Source organism: Microcystis sp. LEGE 00066, from assembly GCF_015207925.1.
GTDB classification, from domain to species: domain Bacteria; phylum Cyanobacteriota; class Cyanobacteriia; order Cyanobacteriales; family Microcystaceae; genus Microcystis; species Microcystis ichthyoblabe_A.
The window spans coordinates 1-15,885 of record NZ_JADEVX010000102.1; the positions used below are offsets into that span (position 1 = coordinate 1).

At 44.2% G+C, this 15,885-nt stretch carries 19 protein-coding genes; 11 read left to right on the forward strand and 8 right to left on the reverse strand.

Going from position 1 to position 15,885, the window contains the following annotated elements:
* Positions 1 to 382, reverse strand: a 382-nt coding sequence (locus IQ224_RS14525; RefSeq protein WP_194033130.1) for a transposase family protein, incomplete at its 3' end; no start/stop codon positions are given.
* A gap of 502 nt (positions 383 to 884) precedes the next feature.
* Between IQ224_RS14525 and IQ224_RS14530 the strand changes: the two genes are divergently transcribed.
* Entirely contained in the window at positions 885 to 1,148 is a 264-nt protein-coding gene (locus IQ224_RS14530; RefSeq protein WP_080612759.1) for a hypothetical protein, read from the forward strand.
* Positions 1,149 to 1,550 (forward strand): type II toxin-antitoxin system VapC family toxin, encoded by a 402-nt coding sequence (locus IQ224_RS14535; protein WP_002748455.1) that lies wholly within the window; start codon positions 1,149 to 1,151, stop codon positions 1,548 to 1,550.
* 95 nt (positions 1,551 to 1,645) lie between these two features.
* On the opposite strand, the gene IQ224_RS14540 is transcribed toward IQ224_RS14535, so the two are convergent.
* Positions 1,646 to 2,038, reverse strand: coding sequence for a hypothetical protein (locus IQ224_RS14540; protein WP_002748454.1), 393 nt, complete (start codon positions 2,036 to 2,038; stop codon positions 1,646 to 1,648).
* Positions 2,039 to 2,073: 35 nt separating this feature from the next.
* Between IQ224_RS14540 and IQ224_RS14545 the strand changes: the two genes are divergently transcribed.
* The 4 genes from IQ224_RS14545 to IQ224_RS14560 all read left to right on the forward strand — a co-directional run bounded on the left by IQ224_RS14545 (position 2,074) and on the right by IQ224_RS14560 (position 5,367).
* On the forward strand, positions 2,074 to 2,952 hold the full coding sequence (locus IQ224_RS14545; protein WP_036402899.1) for a hypothetical protein: 879 nt from the start codon (positions 2,074 to 2,076) through the stop codon (positions 2,950 to 2,952).
* Positions 2,953 to 3,040: 88 nt separating this feature from the next.
* On the forward strand, positions 3,041 to 3,238 hold the full coding sequence (locus IQ224_RS14550; RefSeq protein WP_002737592.1) for a DUF751 family protein: 198 nt from the start codon (positions 3,041 to 3,043) through the stop codon (positions 3,236 to 3,238).
* Between the two features lie 41 nt (positions 3,239 to 3,279).
* Positions 3,280 to 3,672 carry a 30S ribosome-binding factor RbfA gene (gene rbfA / locus IQ224_RS14555; protein ID WP_002735717.1) on the forward strand — a complete coding sequence of 131 codons (393 nt, stop codon included), beginning with the start codon at positions 3,280 to 3,282 and terminating at the stop codon, positions 3,670 to 3,672.
* Between the two features lie 114 nt (positions 3,673 to 3,786).
* The gene (locus tag IQ224_RS14560) at positions 3,787 to 5,367 is read left to right on the forward strand and encodes a glycoside hydrolase family 3 N-terminal domain-containing protein (RefSeq protein ID WP_002748448.1); all 1,581 of its coding nucleotides are present in this window, start codon (positions 3,787 to 3,789) and stop codon (positions 5,365 to 5,367) included.
* Here IQ224_RS14560 and IQ224_RS14565 read toward each other — a convergent pair.
* Positions 5,364 to 6,563, reverse strand: a complete 1,200-nt coding sequence (locus tag IQ224_RS14565) for a lipid-A-disaccharide synthase-related protein (RefSeq protein ID WP_002748446.1) — start codon at positions 6,561 to 6,563, stop codon at positions 5,364 to 5,366. The genes IQ224_RS14560 and IQ224_RS14565 overlap by 4 nt on opposite strands.
* Positions 6,564 to 6,902: 339 nt before the next feature.
* On the opposite strand from IQ224_RS14565, the gene tsaE reads away from it, so the two are divergent.
* Together tsaE and IQ224_RS14575 are read left to right on the forward strand one after the other, a co-directional pair.
* Complete coding sequence (tsaE, locus tag IQ224_RS14570; protein WP_002748445.1) at positions 6,903 to 7,373, forward strand: tRNA (adenosine(37)-N6)-threonylcarbamoyltransferase complex ATPase subunit type 1 TsaE; 471 nt, start codon at positions 6,903 to 6,905, stop codon at positions 7,371 to 7,373.
* Between the two features lie 347 nt (positions 7,374 to 7,720).
* Entirely contained in the window at positions 7,721 to 8,806 is a 1,086-nt protein-coding gene (locus tag IQ224_RS14575) for a N2,N2-dimethylguanosine tRNA methyltransferase (RefSeq protein WP_002748441.1), read from the forward strand.
* Between the two features lie 4 nt (positions 8,807 to 8,810).
* On the opposite strand, the gene IQ224_RS14580 is transcribed toward IQ224_RS14575, so the two are convergent.
* The 4 genes from IQ224_RS14580 to ftsY form a co-directional block, all read right to left on the reverse strand.
* The gene (locus IQ224_RS14580; protein ID WP_002748440.1) at positions 8,811 to 10,094 is read right to left on the reverse strand and encodes a DUF3086 domain-containing protein; all 1,284 of its coding nucleotides are present in this window, start codon (positions 10,092 to 10,094) and stop codon (positions 8,811 to 8,813) included.
* A gap of 283 nt (positions 10,095 to 10,377) precedes the next feature.
* On the reverse strand, positions 10,378 to 10,794 hold the full coding sequence (locus IQ224_RS14585) for a DUF3119 family protein (RefSeq protein WP_194033131.1): 417 nt from the start codon (positions 10,792 to 10,794) through the stop codon (positions 10,378 to 10,380).
* A 39-nt stretch (positions 10,795 to 10,833) separates the two neighbouring features.
* Positions 10,834 to 11,634 (reverse strand): metal ABC transporter ATP-binding protein, encoded by an 801-nt coding sequence (locus IQ224_RS14590; RefSeq protein ID WP_194033132.1) that lies wholly within the window; start codon positions 11,632 to 11,634, stop codon positions 10,834 to 10,836.
* A 94-nt stretch (positions 11,635 to 11,728) separates the two neighbouring features.
* A complete protein-coding gene (gene ftsY, locus IQ224_RS14595; protein WP_194033133.1) occupies positions 11,729 to 13,063 on the reverse strand; it encodes a signal recognition particle-docking protein FtsY in 1,335 nt (444 codons plus the stop codon).
* A 205-nt stretch (positions 13,064 to 13,268) separates the two neighbouring features.
* Here ftsY and IQ224_RS14600 point away from each other — a divergent pair, with 205 nt between their 5' ends.
* Both IQ224_RS14600 and IQ224_RS14605 read left to right on the forward strand, forming a co-directional pair.
* Entirely contained in the window at positions 13,269 to 13,856 is a 588-nt protein-coding gene (locus IQ224_RS14600) for a Uma2 family endonuclease (protein WP_194033134.1), read from the forward strand.
* Positions 13,857 to 13,957: 101 nt separating this feature from the next.
* Positions 13,958 to 14,143, forward strand: a complete 186-nt coding sequence (locus tag IQ224_RS14605; protein ID WP_002748432.1) for a PCP reductase family protein — start codon at positions 13,958 to 13,960, stop codon at positions 14,141 to 14,143.
* Between the two features lie 4 nt (positions 14,144 to 14,147).
* Here IQ224_RS14605 and moaA read toward each other — a convergent pair whose 3' ends face one another.
* Positions 14,148 to 15,143, reverse strand: coding sequence for a GTP 3',8-cyclase MoaA (gene moaA / locus IQ224_RS14610; protein ID WP_002748431.1), 996 nt, complete (start codon positions 15,141 to 15,143; stop codon positions 14,148 to 14,150).
* 519 nt (positions 15,144 to 15,662) lie between these two features.
* On the opposite strand from moaA, the gene IQ224_RS14615 reads away from it, so the two are divergent.
* Positions 15,663 to 15,885 (forward strand): transposase (locus IQ224_RS14615; protein ID WP_130757148.1); only part of this gene is annotated, 223 nt, incomplete at its 3' end.

Genomic DNA, 15,885 nt, shown 5'->3' on the forward strand with positions numbered 1-15,885 from the left:
TCTCTTCTTCCGTTACGTCATTTCTTCGGCTAACATTTAAAATATCTCCTTCTTTTAATTGTTCGAGTATATTCTCGGCTAGTCTTTTCGTATAGGTTCGTTTCTTGGCGACAAAATCTAACTCTTCACTAAAGGGTTTTCGACAATTATCGCACTTAAATTGACGACGATTAACCTGTAGGTACACTGGTTGACCTGAGATTGGTAAATCTTTGACTAAATGTCGATGATTTTGGTGGAGTTTATCGCTCTCTAACCCACAACGAGGACAGATTGCTTTTTGATTTTTCGATTCGATTTGGCAAACTATACCGATATTTTCTAGGTGTAGATAGCCTTGAATAGACGTTCCTTTTAGGTTCAAAAATTTGTCAAGTATCATAAGTAAAATACTCTGGTTTTTGGCTATTATATCAAATCTTAACTCGATTGTCTATCTTTTGATATTAACTTGTTTGTGCCGTAAGTGTCTCCCTGTATAGATTTCAGCTACTTTTAGGCGTAGGTACTCTCATCGAATTTTATTTTAAGTTAATTATTTGCATAACAATTCCCGAAGAGCCTACCATTTTTTAAAGATACTTTTGTATCATCCGGTATGAATACGGGGATTACGGGAGATCTATCGCCGGTGGCTGGTAGATGATAGCCAGCAAGAGAGGCGATAAAAACTAGGCTAGTTGCGGTTATTATTGGGTAGAGTTTTTTCATCTTTACCTTGCCTGAATGATCGGGATTTAGTTGGTTCTGTTTTCGATCTTGGATGCGGTGGGTTAGGAGTAACAGTAACTCACCCTAGGGTTTTTTCTAGAGGGGTTTTTCCATATTTTAGCGTCGGGATTGTTAAAGGGGAAGCGTTTTATCTTCTCTTTATGTTAAAACTTATGAAGGTACTCCTTTATGCGGTAAGCGATAGAAATATGACTCTACAAGAGCTAATGCGGTGGGCGGAAAAATTATCCGCGATCGAGAAACGGCAACTGATCGAAAAAATTACCGCAGAAATGGCATCGGAATCGGCAGAAGTTAATCAACCCCGTCCCTCTTTATGGGGTATATGCGCCGATTTAGGACAGGCTCCCTCGGCTGAAGATATTGATAAAACCCGACGAGAAACGTGGGGAGATTTTACGGCAGAGGATCTTTAAGTGTTAAAAGCAGTTTTAGATACTCATGCAGTTATCTGGTATCTTTACGCAGATCAACGATTATCCAATTTGGCTCGACAAACCATCGAACAAATCGGCAATAGTGGAGATACGGTTGCTGTTTCCTCGATTACTCTCGCTGAAATTGTCTATCTTGGTGAAAAAGGGCGGATTTCCACTCAAACAATAGAGCGATTGTTAATAGAATTGGACAGGGAAAATTCTATTTTGATAGAAATCCCGCTCGCTCGCAATATCGTGGTTACTATGGGAGGAATCGAGCGCTCGGATGTTCCCGATTTACCCGATCGAATTATTGCGGCAACCGCCCTATATTTAAACGTTCCCTTAATTAGCCGAGATCGAAAAATTCAATTATCAACGGTTAATACGATCTGGTAGCAACGAACTAATCAAATTCCTATTCCCCGAATATAATTGGATGCGGTGGGTTAGCACTACTCATAACCCAACCTGCGGTTTTTGTCAATATATTTTTACTTTCCGAAACCTTTGTTCGGGCGGTTTTGTTTGGCAATACGGAGGGCTTTTCCAGTTTTGCCATCCTGTAGTGCAATCCGCATCGATCGCTTTTTCTGGTAGGATTGAATATCCGCCGCTAACGGATGAGAGTTATCGATGCGTAGATGGGTTAAAGAACAGACAAGACTCGTTTGTTTTCCCGATTCGTTTTTTAGGGAACAAATAATTCCCCCCTCGTCTCCCATGTAGAAAATTTTATCTATCGAAAACTGGTGATCGGGTTTGTATCGCTCGCCTTTTGTTTCAGCTAGTTTTAACGTTTCGGGAGTTGCACGCACAGGGATTGGTAAACTCGCTTCCATTTTCTCAATTAAAAAACGAACTTGTCGGGGATCGTCGATGGACATGGTTATTCTCCTTGATAAAATACAAATAACTGGCGATGGAACCCGATCGATCGAGTAGAATAGCAATCGAAAACGCCAATCAGGGACATTTTACCGTGAGCGCTCCGAATTCTCCCCCTCCCGGAACACAGATACTAGGAACCTTCGCCAGTCTTCTCGGTTTGTTGGGGATTTTTCTCTATTTTACGGGATGGATCTATCGGTGGGCCTATTTCGGCTGGTTTAGCCTTGAGATTAACCGTTTGGACTTGCCCTTGCGTTCCTTCCTTTTTGTGCCGATACAGGTCTTCTGTGGCGATTTCGGGGCTTTGCTGCGAACGTTTCTGGCACTGGTTGCCGTTGCCTTTGCGATTCAATTTACCCTCTGGATTTTGTCTCCCCTGCCATCCTATGCAATTGTCAGTCAATCTAAACGGAAATTTCATCAAAAATTTCAGTTTCTAGGTTTATTAGTCCGGGGAATTCCCGAAGCTCTCCGAAAAGATTTGATCGCTGTTATTTGGCTATTAATTATCCTTTTTTGGTTAGCCCGAACTCAGGGATCGATCGATGCCCGTCGCGATGCAGTTAATGATACTTCTACCTTACCGGTTATCACTTTAGTTTTACCAGAAAAACAGATAGCGATCGGTCGGAATCCGGAGGATGTTTTTACCGATCCTTCTCTCAAAGGTTATCGAATTATCGGTGAGACCAAATTACTCGAAGAGCTGCGGGGAAAAGAAACGAATGATATTAAAGTTAATCCCCCGCGAGTCTGGCGGTTATTAATCCAAAATAACAATTGGACTTATGTTTTTCGCGGGTTATCCCCTCAGTCGGCAGACAATGAACGTCCGGCGATTCTAGCCATTCGCGAGGATAAGGAGGGACAATTGATGATTCTCGCGCCGGATGTCCCAAAATCCCAGTGAAACTCAATCGGGGAAATTATCGAATTACCCTTGAACATCGAAGCTTACTGCTATAATTACTTACGGACAAAGATAATAAATAAAATTTATGGGCGACTTTTTTGATAACGTGAGCCGTTACCCCCGCTATCTGATTAGCTTTAGTTTAGGGATTTTCTTCGCCTTTTTTGGCTGGTTAGCCCCTTTATTAAAAAATCCCCTCACAGCGATCGCACTTGTCGGCTTTCTGGGGGGAACTTTCGCCTTTCTTTATTTCACCCTCAAAGCCATGCTCGGATTAGCTTGATACAATGGTAAAGGTTTCGCTGTTTTTAGGGGACAAAAATTATGGCTAACGATCGTCGAGTATCTCGCGTGTCCTCGCTAATTAAGCGCGAGGTCAGCCAAATGTTATTAATGGAAATTAAAGATGATCGCGTCGGTGCCGGTATGGTGAGCGTTACCGATGTGGACCTCTCCCACGACCTGCAACACGCTAGGATTTTTGTGTCTATCTACGGCAACAAAGATGCAAAGGCTGAAACTATGGCCGGTTTAAAAGCTGCTGCGGGATTCGTCCGGCGCGAACTCGGTCAACGCATCCGTCTGAGACGTACCCCCGAAGTGGTCTTCCTAGAAGATTCTTCCCTTGAACGCGGCGATCGAATGTTACACCTTCTTGATCATATTAAAAGCGATCGACCCCCAGAAGATGACGATTCCGATATCAGTGACCAGTGACCAGTGAACAGTGATCAGTAGAGGATAACTAAATTTAGACAAAACTGGCAACTTAAAACTTAAACCTGATAACTGATAACTGATAACTTATAACTGATAACTGATAACTGAATAGTGAGCGATCGCATTTTATCCCTAAAAGAACGTATTGGTCAGATGATAGTAGTCCGCGCTTCCGGCTATCTCTTTGACCAACAAATCCGCTATCCTGCTTGGGAACCCGTCAACGCCACCCTGAAACATTGGTTAGAAACCCTCCACCTCGGTGGGGTGATTCTGTTGGGAGGTAGCGCCGCCGAAATCGCTTTCCGTAGCCAACAATTACAAAGTTGGTCCGGGGATAATCCTCTCCTCATTGCTGCCGATATCGAGGAGGGAGTCGGCCAAAGGTTTTCCGGCGCTACTTGGTTTCCCCCACCGATGGCTTTAGGAAAAATAGCTGAAAAAAGCTTGACAAAAGCCACAGAATATGCTAGGGAAATGGGAGCAATTACCGCTAAGGAAGCTCTAGCGATCGGGATTAACTGGATTTTAGCCCCAATTGTCGATGTGAACAATAATCCCGACAATCCCGTTATAAATATTCGTTCCTTCGCTGAAACTCCCGAAATCGTCGCTAATCTAGCTCAAGCTTTTATTTTAGGGGCCGATTCCTATCCAGTTTTGACCACGGCCAAACATTTTCCCGGCCACGGTGACACCAGCAATGACTCCCATCTCGATCTTCCCATCATCAACCACGATCATGATCGCCTAGAAGCGATCGAATTGCCCCCCTTTCAAGCGGCGATCGAGTCGGGGGTTGATAGTATTATGTCAGGCCATCTGTTAATTCCCGCTTGGGATACCGAATTTCCCGCCACTCTTTCCTCGAAAATTCTCGGGGAAAAACTGCGCCAAAATCTCGGTTTTCAGGGTTTAATCGTCACCGATGCCCTGATTATGGGAGGAGTGACCAAAATTGCTAGTGCTGCCGCCATAGCAGTGAGGGCGGTACAGGCGGGGGCCGATATACTGTTAATGCCACCCGATCCGATCGAAGCGATCGAAGCGGTGTATAGTGCCGTGCAAGCGGGTACAATTAGCGAAGCGAGAATTAATGATTCTTGGCAACGTATTCAACGAGCAAAAGAGAAATTAGGGCAAAGACAGCCATCCTTAGAATCCTTAAGCAGTTTAGCGGCACCGCAAGCTCTAGAGATTGTCAGGGATATTTTAAAAGATTCCCAAACAGTTAGCGCTAATTTACCGATTAAAGCCACTCAAGGCCGCAATTTAATCATTATCGATGATTTACTCAACTGTGACTTTCTTGATCGCTCTTGTCCGGCGGTGACAATTCCCCGACAATGGGGTTATCAAACCCAAATAATCGACCGTAGCACCTTTAATCAGTCCCTCGTCTCCCCAGAAACGACTCTCCTACAAGTATTTATCCGTGGTAATCCTTTTCGGGGTAGTGCCGGATTAGGGGAGGAAACGAAAGCTATCTATCAAGCTTTGCTGAAAACCGGACAGATTCAAGCATTGATTATTTATGGTAGTCCCTACGTTTTCCAGTGGTTTCGTCAACAAAGCGGAGAAATTCCCTATCTTTTCAGCTACGGACAACAACCAAGCGCCCAAAAAATCGCCCTAGAAACTATTTTTGAGGGGCCCACTAGCGGCGAAAATCAGACCGATACTTTCGTTTAAGGGCAAAAATTGTCTAGTAACCATTGGGCAATGCGATCGGAGGCACCGGCCGATCCCATTCTCTGACGACCATTAACGGCGATTTCTTGCCACTTTGGGGGATTTTGTAATAAATATTCTAACTTGTCCGCCACTGACTCGGCACTATCGCCTAAGAGAATTGAACAGCCTAATAAACGCTGTTGCAGTGTGGCAAAATGGGGAGTAAATTGTGGTCCAGATCCCGCAATTGTGATCGCCGGTTTACCCAAACCGACGAACTGTTCCGTGGCAGTTCCCGCCATGGCGATCGCTAGATGGCAACGGCCTAAATATTCGGCGTAATCCGTTTGAGAAATAGTTATAAATACCTCTTGACAAATAAACTTATTTGTGCTATGTTCTCGCCAACCCCGGGAAATTAAAGCAGCCGTAAAAGATTCTAGGGGGAGAGCAGGAGCGATCGCCGCCAAAAATTCCAGCTTGTAATCGGGAAAACGGCCGATCATGGCGGCCACAGATGCGAGAATTTGCTGCCAATTGTGGAGGGATTCGGGAAAGCGCGAACCGGGTAGCAGCAGAATATTTAGGCAATCTTGGGGAAAATCGCCCGTTATCGAGGGTAAAAGGTCATCCATCATCGGATTACCCCCATCGACAACAGGAATTGACCACTGTTGTAAAATTTTGCTGGTTAAACTATCCCGGGGAAAAACCCCCCGACAGCGAGGATGAGCCATTAACCAGCGTTCCCAGGGATAATAGTAGGAACCCCAGAGGCGATCGATCATCGAGCTACTATCTAACCATCCCCGCTCATCCCGGAGATAGTATTCCGATTTAGCCGTTCCCACAAAAGCATAATCTGTCTCGCTCAACCAAGCAAGGGCAAGGGGTAAGATATCTCCCACCGCAACAATTTTTCCCCCTTCTTGGCCCCAATTTTTGACCAGACGGTATTGACGGGAGGTTAATCCTAATAATCCCTCCCGCAGATCTCGCCATAATTGTTTGGCATCCCTGGTGATAAAACCCCCAGAGGGCATTTTTTGACCTCGATCGAGAAGGGGAATCCCCAGACGAGTATAAGCATAACCGTTACCCACTAGGGGTAAAGCAGTAATATCCGGACAGTGGGGAGATGATTGTAGTCTTTTGATAATCCGGATTGCGATCTCATCTTCACCGTGGCCATTACTCAAAAATAATAATTTCACTGTTTTTTCTTAACTTCTGGCTTAAAGTCCTAAACTTCGGTTGTTTTATTGCCTTCGACCCTAGACAATGCTGATGGTTAGGGAACAATTAATTTTATAAAAGCAGTTAACCAACTCCCATTTAGTCTAATCTACCAGAAGGTTTCGCCGATCACTTGTCTCTGTCTTGATGGCGACTATTTGACCAAAGGTAAGACTAAGAGATAAGAGATTAGTTTAACTGCTTCTATTTTTATCGATCAAAAGACCAAATTTAGCCCCCCAGAGCCAAGGATGTCAGAAAGCTGCTCTGATCGCTATGTTAGAATCAGTGGTTAATTGGCATCCTAACGGGAAAAAATGATTATCGACTTACCCGATCGAGAAGCTACTGTCAATTTAGGGGAAAAACTGGGGCAAACCCTGGCCCCTGGCAGTGTAATTTTATTAAAAGGTGATTTGGGAGCGGGAAAAACCACCTTAGTACAGGGAATTGGCTTAGGATTGGGTATTCAAGAGCCTATAGCTAGTCCTACCTTCACCCTCGTTAACGAGTATAACGAAGGCCGCCTTCCTTTGTATCATTTGGATTTGTATCGTTTGCAGGGTCAGGATATTGAGGCGCTGTACCTAGAAAATTATTGGCAGGGAATCGAGGTGGATTTAGGGATAGTGGCGATCGAATGGTCGGAACGTTTAACTTTTTTGCCGGAAAATTATCTAGAGATTACTTTACTCGATCGAGGTGAGCAGGGACGACGAGCGCTGCTCAATTTTGTCGGTGGGGACGAAAAAAATAGCGACCCCAGAGGAATCGCTATCAGCACTTGACTCTTTAAGCAATCAAACTTTAGCGGTAACTTTCCGCATCTAAGATAGATTTTCGGTTCGATCCCCCCTTGATAAGGGGGGAACTGATAGTTTTTAACACCTAACTACTTCTAAGATGTAAAAAAATAACTATTTTTTTACCTTATAATTTGCCGTTCTCACGGGGAAACTATCAGCTTTTCAGAGATATAATACTAAAAAAATCGGTAATTTCTGCTAATTTTACACTTTCTTTAGATTTATCCTCTATCTTGATGTCTGATTGGTTTTGGCAGTAGTTGACCCTTTTCGCTACTAGGGAATCGTGAAAAGAAAAAAAGAAGCGAGTGCTAATTATGAGATAAGCGATGCAGGAAGAAAAAGCGATATTTAATATCAACAATACTTTTTATCGACCGGAGAGTAAAATCGTCCGAGATTTAGGAGTTTTAGGGGCGGCAATTGCTCAAAAAGAGCGGGGAAGTTTGCGGGTTTTAGAGGTAATGAGCGGCTCTGGTGTGCGAGCGCTCAGGTATTGGTTAGAAAGTGGTGCGGATTGGCTGTGGGTTAATGATGGGAATCCAGAAATTAAGCCAACTTTAGACGCTAACTTAGAGAGTTTATTACAACAGAAAAAAGGGAAGATAACCTATAAATCTGCCCAAGAAGTTCTCCTAGAATGTTATCTTAAAAAAGACCATTATGATCTAGTTGATATTGATGCTTTTGGTTCTCCTGCATCTCTGTTTAGTGCTATTCCTTTAGCCACTAAAATCGGTGGTTTAATTTATCTAACTAATACCGATGGACGGACGCTAACGGGTCATAATCTAGAAAATAGTTTAGCTGATTATGGAGCCTATGCTCGCAATCATCCGGCTGCCCACGAACAGGGATTAAGATTAATTATCGCCGGTTTGCAATTAGAATCAGCCCGATTAGGTTTAGGAATTACGCCGATTTTTTCCTTCTTTTTTGGTCAAAGTTATCGGGTGATGGTGCGGTTAACAGCTAATAGACAATTAAATAGTCATAACTACGGTTTTCTCGGTTATTGTCATAGCTGCGGGGAATATCAATCAGTGCCTTGGCCAAAGTTAGGCAAGATAGTTTGTTCTGGGGACGGGCAACCTTTAACCTTAACTGGACCCTTGTGGTTAGGCAGTTTACATGATCGCTTTTATCTAGAAAAGATGGCAGATTTAGCTGATCAATGGCAGTGGAAAAAGGTAGTTAAATTGTTAGAAATAATGAGGGAAGAAAATGATTTTCCTCCCTATTTTTATAGCTTTCGGGAAATTGGGAGAAGGGGCAAATTAGATCTACCCAAAAGAGAAGATTTAATTGCGGCTCTCTTAGAACAAGGTTATCGAGCTGCTGCCACCCATATTAACCCGCAAGCGGTGAAAACTAACGCTTCTTTAGCCCAATGTATCGCACTACTCAAGGACTAATTAGTTAATACCAATAACTAGAACTTTGTTGGGGTTCAGGGGCAAAAGCTAACCAGTAGGGAAATTGTAAAAGAGCGAAATTGAGCCTTTCTTCCGTATCATCGATGATAATGAGCGGTGAATACTTATCCTCAATTAAACGTTCCGCTTTTTGAATTAAAGCTTCCGGAGACTCAAAGAGAACGATGCCGCGGTCCGGTCCAAAATCGGCGCGGGAAATGCCGAGACAATCTTGGAGACCGCGCCGCCATTCGCCTAAACGTTCGGGACTATTAGCCAGAACGAGAGAACGGAAGCGATCGCCCTGTAATTCCGCCATAATCGAGATAATTGCCGAAGCCACCAGAATATTTTGGAGACGGCTGCCCATACCGCGAACAGTACCCCGGCCCCCCTGTTTAAAGAACCACTGTTGTACCCGTTCGGCGTGAATTGGTTCAAAAGTGCGCCGTAATTGCCAAGGCGGACCGTAATAGTCAGGACGACTGCGATAACGGTCTAAAAGAGTTTGTATGCGCTGATTTTGCTCAGAAAAGCCCTGTCTAGGGGTAGATTGTCCCACCGGTTCCGATTCATAACCCGAACGGTTAGAGCGACGGGGTTCTTGCCAATTATCCCGGCCCTGGTTACTGCTGCGGGGGGGACGGGGACTTTCTTCGCGATCATCCCGGCCTTGACTGCCACGGGATGGACGGGGGTTTTCCTCCCGTTCGGTTCGCAGGGGAGGTTCCACAGGTCGGGGGGATTTTTCGGGGGTTTCAAAACGGGGTAATTCCAACTGTTCGGCAGCCGCGGCCAAATCCTGTAAACTGCCCACCAGATAGTCTTTAAATCCCTGAACCCGCACGGCTAACTCCTGGGAGACTCCGGCGAAATTACTCCGCATTTCCTGTCGAATCCGCTCACGACGGCGTTCTAACTGTTCGATCGCCACTTCTAAAGCCTGTTTGCGTTGTTCTAGGTCTTTTACGCCTTCCTTGAGCATTCTTTCGATTTGAGCTTTGATATCCCCCAATTCCTCGGCGATCAAGCGTTCTTTTTCCGCTTTTAATGCCGAGATTTCTGCCGCTAGGCTCTGTTTTTGCCGTTCTAGAGCCTCGATTTCTGCTCGTAGGGGTTGCGCTTGGGCTGCGGGAACTAATTCGCCTTCAGGAGCGATTGCCGATGGCAGGGGATTCTCTGCTGGGCGATCGTTCCAGAGATCATCAAAACTAAATTCTTCGACAGATTCATTGGGTAAGTCTGTCATTTTGTCAAGGGGTAAAACATTAAAATCTTCTGAAGTCATCGGCTTTAGAAATGCAGAGCGAACAGAGGGCTAAGGCAGGTAATTAAGTAAGTGGTTCTAATTAATAGACGATATGCCTTCGATCCCCCCTGCCCCCCTTAATAAGGGGGTGCCGATAGGCGGGGGATCCCCCCCTGCCCCCCTTAATAAGGGGGGTGCCGATAGGCGGGGGATCCCCCCTGCCCCCCTTAATAAGGGGGGTGCCGATAGGCGGGGGGATCTGACAATTTTTAACACCTACCTACTTAAGACGCTATTAGCTAGATTTCATTTTATCTCAATCTTAGTTCGCTTCTGAGTCGATCGCTGGCGATGCTGCTAAAGGACAGTATTTTTCGAGGCAGAGTCTCAGGGTTGCGCTGTCAAAGATAATCGGCAAAAAATGAATGCTGTTAATTTCTTTGAAATAAAACAGGATCGGGACTTTATTCCAGAAAATACGCCAATTTTGCCATTCTTGGTAGGGAAAGGAGCGAATTTGTTGCCCAGATAGATAGACATCTAAGGAGGTAGGGGTAAACTGGAGACGAATGCGGGTAGTCTGGAACATCAAGAATAGCCCTAACAGGGAGAAAATTATGCCCAGCCAGACCTGTAAAAAGAGTAAAGGCATCGATAAAATTACCAAAAACAGGGTAATTCGATAGTTAGGAGCCAGTTCGATCGTTCCTGTTACTTCTTGCGGGGAAATAGTTGTCATTGGTGTCCCTATCGGCAGTCAGCCAAAATATCTTCACTTCTAGTTTATCCCATTGTTTTTCGATAGGCGATCGAGATAATCGAGACTCGATCGGCGATGATCTGATGGTGTCATGGCATCGTAGAAAGAGACTTTACCCCCATAGGCACGCCGGAGATTAAAATCAGTTAAGACCTTAGATCGTTGATCAGCGAGGATCAATTCTTTATTTAAGAGGATTAAATCAGCAAAATGGGTGATAGATTCGCCTAAATCATGGTTAACCACCATGACAATCTTATTTTCTTGGGCTAACTCACCAAAGATATTAAAAAGAATCCCCTCGGTTTTTTGATCTACCCCAACGAAAGGTTCATCAAAACAGAAAATCTCCGCTTCTTGGGCCAAAGATCTGGCTAAAAAGACTCTTTGCTGTTGTCCTCCCGACAACTGACCGAGGGGACGATGGCGTAAATCAGCCATTTCCACCCGTTCTAGGACATTTAAAGCCTGTTGACGACTAATATGGGAAAAAGGACGAAACCAACCCGTTTTTCTAACTCTCCCCATCATTACCACATCCCAAGCACTGACGGGATAGGTCCAGTCGATTTGAGATCTTTGGGGAACATAAGCGACTTTATCCAGTTGTTGCTGTAGAGATTGCCCTTGATAGTTAACGCTTCCCTGTTGTACAGGAATTAATCCTAGCATGGCTTTGATCAGGGTACTTTTGCCCGCACCGTTGGGACCGATAATACCGGTTAATCGTCCAGGATGAATTTTCAGGGTGATATCCCGTAGGGCCTCCACGCCGCGATAATATACTCCCAGATGACTAACTGTAATTGTCCTTTGCATAGTTTTTACCCCGAGTCTCCAGTTCTAGCATAGCTAAAAATGAGACAAATATGAAGCAATCATGAAAAGATTATGAAAGATAGCTAAGGTGAGATCAATCGCCACTCAGTAAAGCTTCCACGAATTCGTAACTGGAAAAGGGCCGCAGATCCTCGATTCCTTCCCCAGCACCCACAAAGCGAATCGGGAGGTTAAGCTGACGCGCTACGGCAAGGGCGACACCCCCTTTAGCTGTACCATCGATTTTAGTCAGGATCACGCCGCTTAATTGGGCAGCTTCCGAGAAAACTTCTGCTTGTCGCAGGCCGTTTTGTCCTAAAGTGGCATCGAGAACTAGAAGGGATTCCACCACGGCACTCTCGGCTTTTTTGTCGATAATGCGGCGAATTTTGCTTAATTCTGCCATTAAGTTCTTTTTATTCTGCAATCTTCCCGCCGTATCCACTAAGAGTAATTCTACCTCCCTGGATTTAGCGGCCTCGATACCATCGTACACCACGGCGGCTGGGTCGGTATTTTTGCCCGGGTTGGCAATGACTTCGACTTGCGATCGCTCTCCCCAAACTTTCACCTGTTCCACGGCAGCAGCACGAAAGGTGTCGGCAGCGGCAATTATACAGCTATAGCCAGATTGTTTAGATAAATGGGCTAATTTACCGATAGTCGTTGTTTTACCAACTCCGTTAACTCCTGTGAGCATCCAGATATTTAATTTGCCTTTTTCTGGCTCAAAACCGGGGTTGCTATAATTGGCTAAAGGTGCATCTAAAATCTCGCGGATAATTTCTTTGAGATATTCGATCGCTTTTTCGGGGGGCAGAGCTTCCTGTTTTAGCTTATTTTGGAGGGTAGTGATAATATAATCGGTGGCATCTACCCCCACATCGGCCTGAAGCAATAAAGCTTCGATTTCCTCCACCGCGTCTTGATTGAGGGGACCCTGACCGACCACGGCCTTAAGCTGATTGACCAAGCTGCGGCGCGTTTTGCCCAAACCCTGACGCAATTTTTTTAACCAGGTGATTTCTTCTTCCGAAACGTCCTCTGCTTGTCGTCCCTGATTGGCTAAAACTTTGGCCGACCAGATAAAATCTTCATCTGGTTCTGTGGGGGTTTCGATGGCGGTTTCTTTGAGAATTTCGAGGCGATCAGATTTTTTCAGCCATGCGGGGGTATTATCCTCGGTTTCTTCTTCTTTAACTGGTTCTTCCTCTTGCGGAGGTTCTGTTTCAGCAATAGATGTTTCAGGGGGTTCGCTCACGACGGCCTCGGCCGTGGCTTTTTTCTCTTGAATATTTTTAAAGGCTTTTTTGGCCCAATCTAAATACTCTTCCTGACTGGTTGCCTCGCTAGGGGTTTCCTCTACGGGTGCAGGGGGTGTTTGTTCTTGTTCGGGTTGGACTTTCTGACGACGGAACCAGTTAAACATAGGAGAAACTAAACATAAAACTATTTATCTAGTTTATCTTAACCTTTGAAGTGAGCAATTTTGATAGTTAGATTTTTAATTATGGATTTCTCCGCATTTTTTGCCAGAGATTAAGGAAAAAATGATCACCTTGCTCAAGGATAACTTTATCTCTTTTTAGGGAAATGCTGTATCCTAGGAAATAGAAGAGGAAGGAGAGTCAAAAATGTTAAGCGCTACCGAAACTAAATATTATACTCCCGAAGAATATCTAGCTCTGGAGGAAACGTCCGAAGATAAACATGAATATCGTCAAGGAGAAATTATCCCAATGGTAGGAGCCACCACTAATCACAATCAGATTTGTCTAAATTTTTGCCGTAATTTTCCCTTAAATATCAATAATCAAGATTATTATACTTATATGGAAACGGTGCGTTTATGGCTATCAGATTATAGCATTTACACCTATCCCGATGTGATGGTGATTAAAGGTCAACCTCTCTATCAAGGGAATAGTCAATCTAACGTGATCAATCCTTTAATTATTGTTGAAGTTCTCTCTAATTCCACCCAAGCTTATGATCGAGGGGATAAGTTTAAATTCTATCGTTCCTTGCCAACTTTTCAGGAATATATTCTGATTGAACAGTCTAGTTATAGTGTAGAACGTTACTATAAACAAAAGGATGATCAATGGTTAGTTGATTTCCTCACCGGGGAAAATGCGGTTTTACAATTGGTGTCGGTGGATTGGCAGATTTCTTTGCAATATTTATATCAAAGAGTCAATTTTGACCTAGCAGAAACCTAAAATTAAAAGAAAGGTGAAAAAGACTCGCTATCAAGAAACTCATTATCTCAAAATAGCTAATCTTTTTTGGTATAATAGACGGACTACTATATATTAAATCTATGGACGCTCTAGATTTTTCCGATCAACTACAATGGACTGCAGAAGCAAAAGCAAAACTAAAAAATATTCCCTATTTTGTTCGTTCCCAAGCGCGTCAAAGGATAGAAGAATTAGCTCGTCATGCCGGTTCCGATCGAGTTACCCTGGAAATGGTAGAACAGGCTAGAATAGAATTCGGACAGTAGATTTTTAGCCGCCAATTTGGGACATAGTACGGGTATAAATGCCGCTTGATGTGCCGGAATCACGCAGTTTAAAGTTTATTTCTGCCTTCAGTTCTATTAATTCCCGCACTCTTTGCTGGATTTCTGCTGGCGAAATTCCTTGACGGAGGGCAGTTTTTAGGTCAATTTGTCCGGTTTCGTTGAGGAGACAGGGACGCAACCAACCATCGGCCGAGAGACGTAGTCGGTTACAGCGATCGCAAAAACACTCCGACATCTGACTGATAAAGCCGATTGTACCCTTAGCCCCCGGAATTTGAAAAACATCGGCCGGACCATTTCCCCGCACTTGACCCTCATTTAAGCCCCATTTTGCCCGAATTCGCCCCCTTAATTCCTCGCTCGCAATCCAAGCTTTTTCTTGAAATAAATCACCGTTACCGATGGGCATAAACTCGATAAAACGGACGTGCCAACGCTTCTCGATGGTCAAAGCCGCTAAATCCTCCACTTCTGCCTCATTTATCCCCGGAATCACCACCACATTCAATTTTAAGGGGTCAAAACCCACCCTCTGGGCTGCTTGAATACCTGCCCAAGTTTTTTGCCAACGACTCCGGCCGTGATTACCGATAATTTTATCGAAAGTGTCGGGGTCGAGGGAGTCCAAACTGATATTAATCCGTCTTAGTCCAGCCTCATACAACATTTCGGCTAAATTGTCAAGTAAATAGCCATTAGTGGTCAAGGCTAAATCGCTAGTAGCAGATAAAGAGGCGATATCGCGCACAATCTCCACTACTTCGGGATGTAAAAGAGGTTCCCCACCAGTAAGGCGAAATTTGCGGAAACCGAGGGGAATAAAGACATTTTTGACTAAAGTAAGAATTTCCTCCCGGGTGAGTAAATCTTGCGGTCGAACATAGGCCAATTCTGCATCTTCAGGCAGACAATACTGACAGCGAAAGTTACAGCGATCGATTAAACTAATCCTGAGATAGTCGATTTGGTTCCTGTTCACGGGGAAATACCGTTATAAAACTTCATGAATTTATCATAACAATTCTGGCTCGATCGATATCTAGACATCGGCTACATCTAGATTTTAGTCTATGATGACAATAGATTTGCGGCTCTTCGTTACTTGGTATGGTTCGATAGGGGGGCATAAATTGACTAAATCCTTATCTGGCAAGAGACTTAATTGATGAGTTCGCTTTAGGTTAAAAACAATTGACAAAAATCGCCAAATGCCTTTCTACATAAGGATTCCATCCCCTATAAACCCAGTCCATTGCATAACACAAACCGAAGAGCCAGATTTGCTCAATGGCAAGGGCAAATAATGATTGGTAAATTTGATAATTTTTCTTGATTGTACTTAAGTAGGTAGGCGTTAAAAGTTGTCAGACACCCCCCTTATTAAGGCTATCCATTAGTCAGATCTTTCTTAACAAAAAGAGAAGAAACTTAAAAAAAGGGGAAACGATTGATAGGTATAGTTTTGAAAGAAGGAATTAAGGTGGAGGTAAGCAAAAAAATGGAGAAATGGGCAGCCCAAGAATTACAATATGCAGACCTAGGGGACACCAGAAGAAAGAAAAGGTTAATCAGTATCGTAGAAAACTTGGCCAGTCAACCTAGTACAAGTGTGCCACAAGCTTCGGGAAATCTAGCCGCAGCGAGTGCCACCTACGACTTTTGGAATTCCCCCTATTTTCACCCCTCAGATATAATTGCCGCCCAAGCTAAAAGTACAGTAG